Below are 14,358 nucleotides of genomic sequence, written 5' to 3' on the forward strand. Positions count from 1 at the left end.
CTACCCTTTGGTCGAAGCCAATTCGCTGATCTTCAGCTCAGGCACTTCCAGCCAACGTCTTTCTTCCCACGAACGCAAGCCCAACTCCGACAATTGAGTTCCTTTTGCTCCTTCGAGCAAATCCCATGGGAACGGCGTGTCGATGACTACGTGCTTCAAGAACAGCTCCCATTGCACTTTAAATCCGTTATCGAACAGCTGATTATCCGGCACTTCCTGCCATTGCTCCTCGAAAGCGAACGGATTCGGAATATCCGGATTCCATACCGGCTTCGGCGTATTGACACGATGCTGCACTTTGCAATCGCGCAAGCCCGCTACCGCACTTCCTTCCGTACCGTCGACTTGAATTGTCAGCAAGTCGTCGCGGTTGACGCGAACAGCCCATGAGGAGTTAGCTTGCACCACAATGCCGCCTTCCAGCTCGAACGTAGCATAAGCAGCGTCGTCTGCCGTACATTTGTACGTATTGCCCTGCTCATCGACACGCTCATCAATGTGGGTCACGCCCAAGCAAGACACCGAGCGAACTTCGCCGAACAGATTATCCAGCACATATCTCCAATGCGCGAACATATCGACAATGATGCCGCCGCCGTCTTCTTTGCGGTAGTTCCACGACGGACGCTGAGCTTGCTGCCAGTTTCCTTCGAATACCCAGTAGCCGAATTCCATCCGTACGGACAAAATTTTGCCGAAATATCCGGAATCCACCAGTCTTTTGAGCTTGAGCAAGCCAGGTAAAAACAATTTATCCTGAACGACACCGTTCTTCAGATTCGCTGCACGGACAAGACTTGCCAGCTCCAGCGACTCCTCAAGGTTCGTAGCGGTCGGCTTTTCGCAATAAATATGCTTGCCTGCTTTAATCGCTTTACGGATGCTCTCCGCACGGTGAACCGTTGTCTGCGAATCGAAATAAATGACATTGCTCGGGTCAGCCAAGCAGCTGTCCAGATCGGTGCTCCAGCGAGTCAGGCCGTGAGCTTCTGCCAGCGCTTTCAATTTATGTTCCTGACGTCCTACCAAGATAGGATCGGGCATAATGACGTCTCCGTTCGGCAGAGAAACGCCGCCTTGTTTGCGAATAGCGATGATGGATCGAATCAAGTGCTGATTCGTTCCCATACGACCTGTTACCCCATTCATAATAATTCCGATATTTTGTACAGCCATTGCAGCAATCCCCTCTCCTTAGTACGTGGTTTAGTGGTTAAGTTGCAGTAGCGAAACGTCGCTTCGCTATCGGTACATCTACATGTATCATACTAACGGGTATCGATCCGGCCGTCTTATCAGATTAAGAACATCCTTCTAACTATCGGAACCATTTTGCCGGATATGAGAAAACCGCTATCGAGGCCTTTCAAAGATGAGCGGCCGCGGTCAATGGTAGGTTTTATCGCCAATAGGAAAGATCTTTGATGCACTTTATCGCTTTACCGGTCTTAAACTTTCCTATGTGGTGAGAACAACGCTTTGCGGCGTCGAACTTGTTGAGATACCAAAGGTACTCGAGCGAGCTTTGATGCATCTTCAGTTTGGTGGTGGCGGGGACGCCCTCCAGTCAGGCCTTACGAGGATCGATCGGACAGGAGTTCCGCTATTTCCTGAAATGATGCTGCGTTTGGAGTGCGATCGGACCGAGAGTCCGTTATTTGCTAATTTTACCTGAAAAATAGGTGTATTTTCGTGAAATAAGGGATCTGTAGTCCGATCACCCTGCATACAAAGCCATTTTGGGTAAAATAACGGATCTACGGTCCGTTCCAACTTGGGCAACGCTTGTTTGGGCAAACCAGGTTTATCAACAGGCTGAACGCTGCTCAACTTCCTCGGTGTACCATACACGTTCGTGCGTGGGGAGGGAATTGGATGTTGGATTCCCGGCCGCTGTTGAAGTCTTGTTTCTTTGAATGGCAGGCTTGCCGTGGTCGGAACACGAGCTTTAAAGGCGTACGCTGCCGCCCCCCTACCCCTCACCCATTCCCTTTTTTGTTCCACTCTGTGAATACCAAAAAGCCGGAAACCGCATACGCTGGTTCCCGGCTTTCTACTCTTATAGCACTAGATGCAAAAATTAACGGCGTCCGCTCCAATACATGTCGTTCCATCTCAGCTCGTTGCGGAAAGAAGGGATCGTCGTGTCTTTATTAATGAGCAAAAACTCGATCCCGGTCATTTCGGCCCAATCGGCCAGCTGCTCCGAGGTCACGACATACGAAAAGGCGGTATGATGGGCGCCGCCCGCATGAATCCAGGCTTCGGCAGCAAGTCCCAGCGACGGCTGCGCTTTCCACAGCACCCGGGCGACCGGCAGCTTCGGCATCGGTTGCTCCGGCTTCACGGCGTCAACCTCGTTGACTACGAGACGGAACCGCCGGCCCAGATCGACGACGGAAGCATTCAACGCCGGACCGCTGCGGCCGTCGAACAACAGGCGGGCCGGATCCGCTTTGCCTCCGATGGAGAGCGGATGCACTTCAATCGACGGACGGGAAGCCGCGATCGTCGGACATACCTCTAGCATATGCGATCCCAGAACAAGCTCGTTGCCCGGCTCCAAATGATACGTGTAATCCTCCATAAACGAAGTGCCTTTATTGGCTGCAATCAGCTTCAACGTCCGCACCAAGGCTGCGGTTTTCCAATCGCCCTCGCCGCCGAAGCCATAGCCCGCCTCCATCAAACGCTGTACGGCAAGACCGGGAAGCTGCTTCATCCCGTGAAGATCCTCGAATGTCGTTGTGAACGCTCCGAAGCCGCCTTCCTCCAGGAATGCTTTCATACCAAGCTCAATACGGGCCTGCACCAAAATAGACTCGCGAACAGGACCTGACGTACGGGCTGCATCCGCAATCGTATACAAATCGTTGTATTCCTCAAAGAGCCGATTCACTTCACTCTCGGAAATATCGTTCATTCTTTGCACCAAATCGCCGATCCCATAACCGTTCACGGACCAGCCGAATTGGATTTGCGCTTCCACCTTGTCGCCTTCCGTTACCGCAACCTGGCGCATGTTGTCGCCGAACCGGGCTACCTTCAGCTTGCGTCCTTCCGTATAAGCGACCGCGGTTTGCTGCCATCCGCCGATTCTGCGGCGAACGTCCCGGTCTTCCCAATGACCGGCGATCACCTTGCGGGCAATCCCCATTCTCGCGCCGATAAACCCGTATTCACGGTCGCCGTGCGCAGATTGGTTCGTATTCATGAAGTCCATATCGATGCTGTCCCAAGGAATATCTCTGTTGTACTGGGTATGCAGATGAAGCAGCGGCTTGCGGAGCTCGGCCAGGCCGGCGATCCACATTTTGGCAGGAGAGAACGTATGCATCCAGGTGATGATCCCTGCGCAGCTCTCATCGGCATTAGCCTCCCTGCATAGGGTATGTATAGCATCCGGAGTCGTGACGACCGGCTTGAATACGACAGGAAAAGCTATCGCCGGATCCTGACTCAGCCCTTCGGCGATGCGAGCTGAATGCTCATCCACTTCCTGAAGCGTCTCGGGTCCGTACAAATGCTGACTTCCCGTTACAAACCAAAATACGTATTCTCTTTGCAAAATCATCTCTATTTCCTCCCTATGAGTGCAAATAACTCTCAATGAAATAAGATCACAGTCTAGCGCGCAGCTTCCTTGATAGATTTCAACCGCTTCATCACCTGGTTCTCACCGCGGCCGAAATAATCGTGCAGCTTGTTGTACTCTGCATACAGCTGCTCGTATACGGCGACGTTCCCGGGAATCGGCTTGAACGATTCTTCTTTGACACGCGCCATCTTCGCGGCAGCCTCTACGATGGAATCGTAGCCGCCCTTAGCCGAGCCTGCAGCGACAGCTCCGAACATCGCCGCGCCGACCGCCGGCGTTTGCTTAGAGGCCGCGATCTTGATTTCCCGGTTCGTCACGTCGGCATAGATTTGCATTAACAATTTGTTCTTCTGCGGAAGCCCTCCGCATGCGTACAGCTCATGGACCTCCACCCCGTTGCTGTGGAACGCCTCGACAATTTTGCGCGTGCCGAACGCAGTCGCTTCGAGCAAGGCCCGGTACATTTCTTCCGGCTTGGTCAGCAGCGTGCAGCCGACGAACAGCCCGGTTAAATCCGTATCGACCAATACGGAGCGGTTGCCGTTCCACCAATCCAGCGCTAACAGCCCCGTTTCGCCTGGCTTATATGCAGCCGCCCGCTGCTCAAGCCACTCATGCACCGAGATGCCTTCCTTTTGCGCTGCTTCGCTAACATAAGCCGGTACGGACTGATCCACGAACCAGGCAAAAATATCCCCGACAGCAGACTGTCCTGCTTCATATCCCATATAACCGGGAATAATCCCATCCTCCACGACGCCGCACATACCTTCGACCTTGGATTCCTTCGTACCGAGCAGCATATGGCAAATCGACGTTCCCATAGCCATAACCAGCTTGCCTGGGGTAACGACGCCGACTCCAGGAACCGCCGCATGAGCGTCGACATTCCCGACCGCAACAGCCGTGCCTGGCGCGAGTCCCATCACGGCGGCCATTTCATCGGACAGCTCTCCCGCTTTCGTTCCTAGCGGCACCACGTCGCCGCGCAGCTTTGTGCTCGTCAGATTGGCCAGCCGGGGATCCAGAGCGAAGAAGAAATCGGAATCGGGATATCCGTCCTGCTTATGCCAGATCGCTTTATAGCCTGCCGTACAGCTGTTTCTCAGCCGGCTGCCAGTCATTTTATACACAACCCAGTCCGTCGCCTCTAGAAACAAGTCTGTCTTCTCATAAAGATCCGGCGCCTCATTCAAAATTTGCCAAATTTTCGCGATCATCCACTCGGACGAAATTTTGCCGCCATAGCGCGGCAAGAACGGCTCGCCCCGCTGCTCCGCGATCTCGTTGATCAAATTCGCTTCATCCTGGGCGGCATGATGCTTCCACAGCTTGACCCAGCTGTGCGGGAGATGCTGAAGCTCCGGATTGAAGCATAGAGGCTCTCCGTCCGCGTCCACCGGCAGCATCGTGCAAGCCGTAAAATCAATCCCGACCCCGATGACAGCACGCGGATCGACACCGGAGGCTTGCATTACGGCCGGAACGGAACGGCGCAGTACCTCGATATAATCTCCCGGATGCTGCAGCGCCCAATCCGCCTCCAGGCGGACACCGGAGCCCGGCAGTCTCTCATCTATTACATTATGCGGATACGGCGTCACATGCTCGGCAACCTCCGTGCCGTCCGTTAAATCCACCAGCACCGCGCGGCCCGACTCCGTGCCGTAGTCTACGCCTATGGCATATGTTTTGCTCATAGCTTCACTCGTTCCTCCCGGTAATTAAGAATGGTACTACTTTTGTCCGTAGTAGGCGTTGGCGCCGTGCTTGCGCAAAAAATGTCGGTCCAGCAGCGTCTGGTCCATAGAAGGTGCGCCTGCGTTCAGCCCGAACGTATGATGGGCCAACTTGGCCACTTCCTCCAGAACGACTGCGTTATGAACGGCTTGATGCGCGTCCTTGCCCCAGTTAAACGGTGCATGGCTGTGAACGAGCACAGCGGGCATCTGGTTCGGGTCGCGGTCGCGGAACGTCTCCACGATGACATTGCCCGTCTCCAATTCATATGCTCCGCGGATTTCCTTCTCGGTCATCGGCCTAGTGCACGGCACTTCCCCGTAAAAGTAATCGGCATGCGTCGTTCCGAGCGCCGGAATCCCTCTTCCCGCCTGAGCCCAGCTGGTCGCCCACGGAGAATGCGTATGCACAATGCCGCCGATGTCCGGAAACGCCTTGTACAGCACAAGATGCGTGGCAGTATCCGACGATGGCCTCAGATCGCCTTCTACCACGTTGCCGTTCAAGTCTACAACGACAAGGTCCTCCCACTTCAGCTGCTCATACGGTACGCCGCTCGGCTTGATGACGACAAGCCCTTGTTCGCGGTCGATACCGCTTACATTACCCCATGTAAACGTAACAAGGCCGTACTTCGGCAAATCCATGTTTGCTTCCCATACGGCCTTTTTTAGTTGTACTAACAACTTGTACCATCGCCTTTCAAAAAAATGAATAAGTTCTAAATAAATTATACATTTGTACGTACATTTATTCCACATTTTTTTGAAATCTTTTTGTTGTTAGTCCATTTTATTTATTTCTTACTCGATACTTCAAACAACATCTGCATTAAATTTGTCTTGTCGACTCTCTGATCACAAGCTCCGGATCATACACATGATGGCTCGCTGTCCCTTTCTTTTGCTCGATGAGGTCCATCAAAAGCTGGGCGGCCATCGCTCCCATTTCCATCTTCGGATGCGTCAGCGTAGTCAGCTTCACTTCCGTAGCCACCGCCAAGGTCGAGTCGTCGAACCCGACGATGGACAAGTCTCCCGGTACGGACAACCCCGCCTGCCTTACCGCTTCAAGCAGATGTACCGCCAACTCGTCGTTGTAACAAACCATCGCGGTCGGTCTCGTATCCTCCTGCTTCAGCATCGCATAAGCGGTTTCGAACGGCTTGATCGCCTTCTCCTCGGTCGTGTAGCGTATTACCGTTTCCGGTACCAGAGGAACCTTGTGCTCCTGGTGCGCCCTCATAAATCCTTTTAGCCGATTGACTCCCTGCAAATCGTCTATTTTGAAAAAACCGGCAATCCTGCGGTGCCCAAGCTTGATCAAATGCTCCGCCGCCTTATAGCCCCCGGCTTCATCATCCACTTTGATGTACGGACAACTCAGCTCCGGATAGCTTTCATTGATCATGAGATAAGGGATGTCCTTGTAGCAGAGCGACAAAAAGTAATCCAGGTTCGGGTTGCCCTCCGCGCTTTTGGTCGGCTCAATGATAAGTCCGCTCAGCGGCTGACTCATCATCATGTGCAGGCTTTCCTTCTCCTTTACCTTGTCGTTGTCCGTGCTCGACAGCAGCATCCGGTAGCCTCGGCTTCGCAGCGCGGATTCCGCTCCCCGGACGATGTGAGGAAATATGTAATCGGATATGTACGTCGTAATAACTCCGATCGTCTGCACATCCTGGAGCTTGGGGCCTGACTGCGGGCTGGATACGAAGGTCCCTTTGCCTTGGATTCGATATATCCAGCCTTCCTGCTCCAGCACGCCGAACGTCTGGCGGACGGTTTGCCGGCTCATCTGGAACTGATCGGCGATCTCGTTCTCCGTCGGCATCTGATCATCCGGCTTCAATCGTCCGGAATGAAGCCAGGTTAAGATTTCCTGCTTCAAAATCATATATTTGGGCTGCTGCTTGGTTGTCATCTGTCACCTCGAATGGATTGGCTGTCGTTTCTTGCGGTTTGAATTTTCGTATATTATATCATTTTTCCAAGTTGTAAGTACATCTTGAACCCTCTCGTCTCCTTTCCTATCCTAATCGATTCAGCCTAATTTTAACGAACTCCATATTATTCATTTGATCACAAGTGTAATATAGTGTATATATACGATATATACACTTATGAAAGAGGTACACTCATGCATCTTTCCGTATCCCTATCCTCGGGAGAACCCATTTATTTGCAAATCAAGGAACAGATTAAGATCCAAATTTTATCGGGACAGCTGCAGGAAGGAGAACTCCTCCCTTCCATTCGCCATCTTGCTCAAAACTTGAAAATCAGCGTGATCACGACAAAACGGGCTTATGACGAGCTGGAGCAGGAAGGACTGGTGGCTTCCGTCACCGGCAAAGGAACCTTTGTGACCGGGACCAACAAGGAGTCGATCCGGGAGATGAAATTCCGTGAGCTGGAAGATCAGATCAAAGCCATCATCAAAGAAAGCCGGGCCCTTGGGCTAATGCGACAAGACCTATCGAATTTAGTATCAATTCTTTATGGAGAGGAGAATGGATCATGAATGCCGTAGAGTTTCGTCAGTTTACCAAGCAATGCGGAGAGTTCGTCCTGAGCAATCTGAATTTTCAAATCCGCAGCGGCTATATTACAGGGTTAATCGGTCCCAACGGGTCGGGCAAAACGATGCTCATTCGATCCATCATGAATCTGATTCGCCCCGATCACGGAGAGGTGCTCTGCTTGTGCTCTCCGTCACAGCTCTATTGGCCGCCGGAATCTATCTTCTGATGCAGTGAAATGATATGGAGAAAAAATAGCCTGCGTCTAATTGACGTCAGGCATAAGAAAAAGGAGCCGCAGCTGCGACTCCTTCAACATTCCATTGGAACAGGCACTAATTCGCTGCGGTTTCCAGCACGCAGGCCTTCCACTTCTCCAGCTCGTTCGTGCACACCCATACTTGAGGATATTGCTTGCGCATTTGGCGCATCGCTGCTTCGTCGTCAATCGTCCACGCGATCAGCTGAATCCCGTTTTCTTCGCACATCCGGACATAATCATCGGTTAAATATATGTATTTGACCGATATATATTTGGCTCCGAGCTCCTTCGCATAAGGGAAGATAGACGGAGTAGCTCCGTAGATAACCAAACCGATTTCAATATCGCTCGACAGCTGGCGGGTGCGCTGAATCGAGTAATGGTCGAACGAAGTGATGAACACTTGATCCTGCACATCGCAGGAGCGAATGACCTCCAATACCTTCTCTTCCATCCCCGTGTATAAGCTTCCGCTCTGCTTAAGCTCGATATCGACCTTCGCTTTGCCTCGGGCGAGCTTCAATACGTCTTCCAGTGTAGGAATCGTTTGCTCCCCGTCCGTGCGGAGCTTCTGCAGCTCTTCCCACGTGTAGTCCAGGACACGGCCTTTGCCATTCGTTGTCCGGTTCACCGTCGGATCGTGAATGACGACCGGAACGCCGTCCTTCGTCAAATTGACATCCAGCTCCAAGTGGCTGTAAGACAAATCCAATGCGGCCTGAAACGATACAAGCGTATTTTCCGGATATTGTTTGGGATACCCGCGATGCGCCAATCCGACAATGCTCATTGCTGCTCCTCCTAATTAATCGTTCATTTGTAAAAGATGAATGCGGTCCAGCGCATAGCTGGAAGACGCTTTGTACATACTCGCGCCGGATTCAAACAAAATGTACAGCATTCCCTTGGAGTGAACGATTCCTTCGGACATGGGAGGGATTTGCATCGGTTCCTTCTTGTTCTTGCTATCCACGAACCAGACCGGCACCGTCTCACTTCCGATCGCCGCCTTGCTGTGCGGCTGCTCGGACAGCACATTGCTGTGCTTCATCAAGGTGCTTGCCGCATTACGGCCTGCCGATTGGCTGAGCAAGATGCTGCTCGGCGTAATAGCCATCCCCTGAATACTGTCCGGTATCGACAGGATAAAGTCGGGAACGACCGGCACATTCGACTCGGCCTTCTTGCCGGCAGGAAGCAGGTCCGTCTGCTCGTCAAGCTTGTAGCCCACGGTCCACGCTTTATATTCCTTATCGTCGCGGTTGTTCATATAGTGCGACTTCTCGGTCGGATAGTCTTTGCCGTTAGCGTATTCCCCAACCCATAGCACGCCGTTGGCATAAGTAGTGAAGGAAGCCCGCGTGTCGGTCTTAATGGAGCCTGCGAACGTGAGCTTGGAGTCGCTTTTCGCCTGGATCACATCCTCCAGCTTCAGCTGATAGGCATAGCTGTCCGAGGAAATCCACACATGGCGTTTGCTGACCGTGACTCCGCCGGCATGGCCGGTATAAGGGGTGTTGGCGTCCTTATACAGCTCCATGGCCTTGACCATCTCGCCCGATCCCGCATCCACAACCGTCAAGAGGCTTGGTAAGCCGCCCTCCCGGTAATGGCTGATTAGAATCCAGTTCTTCTCTTCAATGAATCCGATCCCTTGAGGAACCGCTTTTTGCTGCAAAGCGGGCACAATCGGCCCGGCCTTGCTCTGCTCCAGGAATGGTTTGATCTCCGGCATGTTGACGCGTATTTTGATTCCGGCTTCTTCTTGTGTAATTTTTCCGCCAGCTGCATTTGTCTTGGCCCCTTCTCCCGCTTGCGCAGCAACAGAAGCAGACTTATCCGCCGGCTTGGCGGCGCTGCCCTCCGGGGCCTTTTGGCAGCCGATCATGGCAGTACACAAGATGCCGGTTAGTAAGATCATAACCGTTTTTCGCTTCAATGGACAGTCTCCTTTTATCGTTTACCGTGTTACCGTATTCCATGACTTGACCCCTTATTTAAAGGTCGAGTTAGCCATCGCAGCCACAATGTATTTTTGCGCAAAAATAAAGACGACGACGATAGGCAATATGACCACTACGCTCGCTGCCATCAGCAGGTGGAAATTCAGCGCTTCGTTGCCCGCAATGGAATCCCGCATCATCGCAATACCGACCGTCAGCACGCGCATATTGTTCGAATTCGTCATGACAAGCGGCCAAAAGTAAGAGTTCCAGCTGTTGATGAAGCTGATAACGAGCAAAGTGATGACCGTCGGGAACGCCATAGGCGTCAAAATCCGGTAAAGCACCTGGATCCGGCTCGCGCCATCGACCTTGGCTGCTTCGATCACATCATTGTTAATCGACTTGAACGTCTGGCGCAGCAGGAAGATCCCGTAAGCCGACGCTGCGTGAGGAATGATCAATGCGTAAAACGTGTTGATCCAGCCCAATTTGGACATCATCACGTACACGGGAACGAAGGTGACCTGATCCGGGACGATCAATGCGGCCAGCACGAGAATGAACAGCTTCTCCCTGCCCGGGAAATTCCCTTTGGCGAAGGCATAGGCAGCCATCAGACCAATATTGATCTGCAAAAAGATAATGCCAACCGTCTGTACCAGCGTATTCCCGGCAAACCGCCAAAACGGGATAGATCCGAACGCATCAAGAAAGTTGCTCCACATTAATTTCTCCGGCCAGAAGGTCGGCACCGCCATCCGCAGCTCATAAGGCGTTTTCAAGGCGGTAATCAGCATCCAGTATACCGGGAAAAAGATAATAGCCGTAATCACAATGGCGAGAATATAACGGGAGGTTACCCCTATGGATTTCGTCATTGAACGTATAACCTACCCTTCGTAATGAACTTTCTTCTTCGAAATGTACATTTGCAGCATCGTCAGCAGGACGATAATGAAGAAGAAGATAATGACGAGCGCCGAGGCTCTGCCCGTTTTGAATTCCGAGAACGCCATCGTGTAAATCCAGTACACCATCGCCTTGGTCGATTCCAGCGGTCCGCCGTTCGTCATAATGTCGACCGATTGGAACACCTGCATGGAGGAAATGAAGTTCGTTACGACCAGGAATAAGGTGATCGGGGACAGCAACGGCAGCGTAATGCTCCAAAACTGATGGAATTTGCTGGCGCCGTCTATGCTCGAAGCCTCATAATATTCGACGGGGATACTGCGCAGGCCTGCGATGAAAATGATCATGGCGAACCCTACGCCTTTCCATACCGACACGACAATAAGCACCCATAGCGCCGTGCGCGGATTTTGCAGCCACTGCACCTTCTCCATGCCGAACAGCTCCAGCACCTCGTTCATCAAGCCGTACTGTGCATTAAAGATCCACAGGAAAATCATCGATACGATAACCATCGAAATATAGTGAGGCATAAAGATCAGCATGCGCAAAAAGTTGAAAAACCGCGTCGACACATTGAACAATAGCGCCAGCAGCAGGCCGATGCCCAAAGTCAGAACTACGTCCAATATGGTGTAAGTAAACGTAATTTTGAGTACGTTGTAGAACGTCTCGTTCGTCAGCAGCTTCTCGTAATTATCAAGCCCGACAAATTGTTTCACAGGCTTCGTCATGTTCCAGTTCGTAAAGCTTAAGTAAAAAGAATTGACTAACGGATAATAAATGAACATAACCAGGAAAGCCAATGCCGGAAGGGCAAAGGAAAAATCCTTTAGCCCATCCCACATACGACTCGACGCCCGTTTCGACTTACTTATCGTTTGAACCTGCACATTTACATTCGTGCCGCTCGTTTCCTTCATTGTGCCGCTCCTCTCGGGGCTTACTTATAATCGGAAATAATTTCGTTGATCGGCTTCACGGTCTCTTTCAGCAGAGGTACCGGATCTTCGTTGTTCAGAATCATTTTACCGACGACTTCTTTATACTTCTCGCTGAATTCCGGATATGCCGGATGCTGGATGCGTGGCGCTACGTTGTCGAAGTTCTCGAATACGGCTTTGTATTGCGGCCATTTCTCGAAATATTTCTTGCCTTCTTCGGTATTGACCACCGATTTATGAGTCGGCAGGTAGCCTGTGTAATCCGCCCATTTGATGTTGTGCTCAGCCGATACCATGAATTTAACGAACTTCCATGCCGCTTCTTTTTTCTTCGCGTCCGCACCGTTCATAATAACGATACCCGCTCCGCCGATATGCGATTTTCTTTCTTTATCACCCGGGATGAAGGAAACGCCGACTTCGAACTTCGCATTTTCCACATACGTCTTGATAATGGCGGAAGAGTGCTGCACCATGCTTACCTTGCCTTCGAGGAACATCTGTCTCATGACATCGGATGCGCCTTTGCCGTAGCCCATTTGCAGCGATCCGTCTTTAATCCATTTTTGGTAGTTTTGAATCCATCTCATGCTGTCAGGCTGATCGAAGCCCGATTTGTTGTCTTTGGTCAAAATCGTACCGCCGCCGTTCGTAATCCACGGATCGTAGTACCAAGTATCCCAGCCAGGCACGGAGAATGCGTAACGAGTCGTCTTGCCGTTCTCCTTCACCGTTACTTTTTTGTTGAACTCTTCGATCTCATCCCACTTCTGCGGCGGCTTCACGCCAAGCTGGTCGAGCAACGTTTTGTTATACACCATCACGCTCGTACTTACAATGAGAGGAAATCCGAATTGCTTGTCATTATATGCGTACGCCTGGAGCATGCCTTTGGAAAAATCGTTCAAGTCCATATTGTCGCGCTTGATGTAAGGCGTCAGGTCCGCAAACACTCCGCCGTCGGCAAAGTTAGGAAGGGAGGACACCTCTACGTTGGTAACGGCCGGCACATCGTTGGCCGCAACGGCTGCCTGAAGCTTTTTATGCAGATCCGGATAGCCGCCTTGGAACACGGGCTCTACGGTAATGTTAGGATATTTCTTGTTAAACTCACTGATCATATAGTTAAGGCCGGCCATTTGATTCTCGGCATGGGAGTGCCAATATTGAATCGTGATCGGGGAATTGTCTTCCGCTGCCGTCTTGGCATCCTCTATTTTCCCTGCAGCTTGTTGGCCGGAGCTCGAGCACCCCACAACGGAACTTAATAGTGCTGCAGCAACCGTTAAGGTTACCCATCTCTTGTTTTTCATTCTGAATACCCCTTTCGTCTTTGGACAATTGTAATGTAAAGGCTTACATGTCGGTCGAAGCGTACTAGGCTCGGCGCACTTATCTGCATTTATGAGCAGACAAAAAGAGATCAATAAAGACAATAGCAAGAGACACTGCCTGCATGAATCATCATACAGTCAAACCCGGTGTCCCTTGGATTATCTCATGATCTCCGCATCCAAGTGAAAATCGCATATACAATTGAATATAGCTCGCTTCCTAGAAAAAAGTATGACATACAGGGTAGCACATTGTCAATCCTTTGGATTGTTAATAAATTATTAATGATACCACTAATCCTAGCTGCATACAAGACATTAATTTTCGACCTTTTCCATCACATGGCATGGGAGGAAGCGGCATTGCTGTGGATCGGCAATTTCAAATGCGACGAATCCAAGGAAATGACGTCCTTCCCTCCGGCGCTGGATATATTTTGAATGGCGCGCATCAGCTTCTCCGGGTGGGCCGACTTCACGACGAACCTCAGCTCCATCACGGCATCCGGCAGCTCTCCTGCGGACTGCGGCTCCTCCGAGCTCATTTTGACATTGACGATTTGCACCCCCTGTTCACCGAATAAGGTGGCGATTTTCCCCATAATTCCGGGCCTGTCGAATACCTTGATCGTGATCTCCTGCTGTCTGCGGTTCCGCATCAAATGCTTCTCCCACTTGTTCAGGGCGAACAGGCTGAGGAGAACCATAATGGTCGCCAGAATGGCGCAGAAGAAAAAGCCTGCCCCAACGCATAAGCCTATGGCGGCAACAACCCAGATCGAGGCCGCCGTCGTCAATCCGGAGATGGTCGACCCGGTGCGCAATATGGCTCCCGCCCCCAGAAAGCCGATCCCGCTGATCACTTGCGCAGCCAGACGCGCAGGGTCCATTCGGACGCTTGACTCGGTGGCAAATTCTCCAAAGCCGTAAATCGACAGGAGCATAATGGCGGCAGAGCCGATGCAGACGAGGATATGAGTTCTTAGTCCCGCAGCGTGGTTGCTCCATTCTCTTTCGAAGCCGATCAGGCCTCCCATTGCAGCCGCCGCCAATATGCGGATGGTCAGATCCATGTGAGAGATGTACCAAATGCTGTTCATA

General features: G+C 51.7%; 13 protein-coding genes. 2 read left to right on the top strand and 11 right to left on the bottom strand.

Annotated elements, in window-relative coordinates; translation table 11 throughout:
- The 5 genes from ACFQ88_RS30160 to ACFQ88_RS30180 all read right to left on the bottom strand — a co-directional run bounded on the left by ACFQ88_RS30160 (position 1) and on the right by ACFQ88_RS30180 (position 7,261).
- The gene (locus ACFQ88_RS30160) at positions 1–1,176 is read right to left on the bottom strand and encodes a Gfo/Idh/MocA family protein (RefSeq protein ID WP_239634238.1); all 1,176 of its coding nucleotides are present in this window, start codon (positions 1,174–1,176) and stop codon (positions 1–3) included.
- Positions 1,177–2,080: 904 nt separating this feature from the next.
- A complete protein-coding gene (gene araA / locus ACFQ88_RS30165; RefSeq protein WP_379460149.1) occupies positions 2,081–3,574 on the bottom strand; it encodes an L-arabinose isomerase in 1,494 nt (497 codons plus the stop codon).
- A 53-nt stretch (positions 3,575–3,627) separates the two neighbouring features.
- Positions 3,628–5,298: a ribulokinase gene (locus tag ACFQ88_RS30170; protein WP_379460151.1), complete on the bottom strand. Its 1,671-nt coding sequence runs from the start codon at positions 5,296–5,298 to the stop codon at positions 3,628–3,630.
- 36 nt (positions 5,299–5,334) lie between these two features.
- Positions 5,335–6,024, bottom strand: coding sequence for an L-ribulose-5-phosphate 4-epimerase (araD, locus tag ACFQ88_RS30175; RefSeq protein ID WP_275590471.1), 690 nt, complete (start codon positions 6,022–6,024; stop codon positions 5,335–5,337).
- A 145-nt stretch (positions 6,025–6,169) separates the two neighbouring features.
- On the bottom strand, positions 6,170–7,261 hold the full coding sequence (locus ACFQ88_RS30180) for a GntR family transcriptional regulator (protein WP_379460153.1): 1,092 nt from the start codon (positions 7,259–7,261) through the stop codon (positions 6,170–6,172).
- Between the two features lie 216 nt (positions 7,262–7,477).
- Between ACFQ88_RS30180 and ACFQ88_RS30185 the strand changes: the two genes are divergently transcribed.
- Together ACFQ88_RS30185 and ACFQ88_RS30190 are read left to right on the top strand one after the other, a co-directional pair.
- A complete protein-coding gene (locus tag ACFQ88_RS30185; protein WP_379460155.1) occupies positions 7,478–7,861 on the top strand; it encodes a GntR family transcriptional regulator in 384 nt (127 codons plus the stop codon).
- Positions 7,858–8,088 carry an ATP-binding cassette domain-containing protein gene (locus ACFQ88_RS30190; protein ID WP_239634232.1) on the top strand — a complete coding sequence of 77 codons (231 nt, stop codon included), beginning with the start codon at positions 7,858–7,860 and terminating at the stop codon, positions 8,086–8,088. Before ACFQ88_RS30185 ends, ACFQ88_RS30190 begins: the two co-directional genes overlap by 4 nt.
- A gap of 106 nt (positions 8,089–8,194) precedes the next feature.
- Here the strand turns inward: ACFQ88_RS30190 and ACFQ88_RS30195 are convergent, their stop codons facing one another.
- From ACFQ88_RS30195 to ACFQ88_RS30220, 6 genes are all read right to left on the bottom strand, one after another.
- A complete protein-coding gene (locus ACFQ88_RS30195; RefSeq protein WP_379460157.1) occupies positions 8,195–8,911 on the bottom strand; it encodes a glycerophosphodiester phosphodiesterase in 717 nt (238 codons plus the stop codon).
- Between the two features lie 15 nt (positions 8,912–8,926).
- A complete protein-coding gene (locus tag ACFQ88_RS30200; RefSeq protein WP_379460159.1) occupies positions 8,927–10,060 on the bottom strand; it encodes a hypothetical protein in 1,134 nt (377 codons plus the stop codon).
- A gap of 54 nt (positions 10,061–10,114) precedes the next feature.
- Positions 10,115–10,945 (bottom strand): carbohydrate ABC transporter permease, encoded by an 831-nt coding sequence (locus ACFQ88_RS30205; RefSeq protein ID WP_379460161.1) that lies wholly within the window; start codon positions 10,943–10,945, stop codon positions 10,115–10,117.
- Positions 10,946–10,957: 12 nt separating this feature from the next.
- The gene (locus tag ACFQ88_RS30210) at positions 10,958–11,902 is read right to left on the bottom strand and encodes a carbohydrate ABC transporter permease (protein ID WP_379460163.1); all 945 of its coding nucleotides are present in this window, start codon (positions 11,900–11,902) and stop codon (positions 10,958–10,960) included.
- 20 nt (positions 11,903–11,922) lie between these two features.
- Positions 11,923–13,236, bottom strand: coding sequence for an ABC transporter substrate-binding protein (locus ACFQ88_RS30215; RefSeq protein ID WP_239634227.1), 1,314 nt, complete (start codon positions 13,234–13,236; stop codon positions 11,923–11,925).
- A gap of 359 nt (positions 13,237–13,595) precedes the next feature.
- Complete coding sequence (locus ACFQ88_RS30220; RefSeq protein ID WP_239634226.1) at positions 13,596–14,357, bottom strand: MgtC/SapB family protein; 762 nt, start codon at positions 14,355–14,357, stop codon at positions 13,596–13,598.
- Position 14,358 lies beyond the last annotated feature (1 nt).

Origin of the sequence: Paenibacillus sp. NPDC056579 (assembly GCF_042793215.1) — a bacterium.
Classification (GTDB): domain Bacteria; phylum Bacillota; class Bacilli; order Paenibacillales; family NBRC-103111; genus Paenibacillus_S.

What these genes read in the sequence shown, in the direction of transcription:
- ACFQ88_RS30160 (WP_239634238.1), bottom strand. Translation starts at nt 1,176, where the DNA reads ATGGCTGTACAAAATATCGGAATTATTATGAATGGGGTAACAGGTCGT.
- araA (WP_379460149.1), bottom strand. Translation starts at nt 3,574, where the DNA reads ATGATTTTGCAAAGAGAATACGTATTTTGGTTTGTAACGGGAAGTCAG.
- ACFQ88_RS30170 (WP_379460151.1), bottom strand. Translation starts at nt 5,298, where the DNA reads ATGAGCAAAACATATGCCATAGGCGTAGACTACGGCACGGAGTCGGGC.
- ACFQ88_RS30180 (WP_379460153.1), bottom strand. Translation starts at nt 7,261, where the DNA reads ATGACAACCAAGCAGCAGCCCAAATATATGATTTTGAAGCAGGAAATC.
- ACFQ88_RS30185 (WP_379460155.1), top strand. Translation starts at nt 7,478, where the DNA reads ATGCATCTTTCCGTATCCCTATCCTCGGGAGAACCCATTTATTTGCAA.
- ACFQ88_RS30190 (WP_239634232.1), top strand. Translation starts at nt 7,858, where the DNA reads ATGAATGCCGTAGAGTTTCGTCAGTTTACCAAGCAATGCGGAGAGTTC.
- ACFQ88_RS30195 (WP_379460157.1), bottom strand. Translation starts at nt 8,911, where the DNA reads ATGAGCATTGTCGGATTGGCGCATCGCGGGTATCCCAAACAATATCCG.
- ACFQ88_RS30205 (WP_379460161.1), bottom strand. Translation starts at nt 10,945, where the DNA reads ATGACGAAATCCATAGGGGTAACCTCCCGTTATATTCTCGCCATTGTG.
- ACFQ88_RS30210 (WP_379460163.1), bottom strand. Translation starts at nt 11,902, where the DNA reads ATGAAGGAAACGAGCGGCACGAATGTAAATGTGCAGGTTCAAACGATA.
- ACFQ88_RS30215 (WP_239634227.1), bottom strand. Translation starts at nt 13,236, where the DNA reads ATGAAAAACAAGAGATGGGTAACCTTAACGGTTGCTGCAGCACTATTA.
- ACFQ88_RS30220 (WP_239634226.1), bottom strand. Translation starts at nt 14,357, where the DNA reads ATGAACAGCATTTGGTACATCTCTCACATGGATCTGACCATCCGCATA.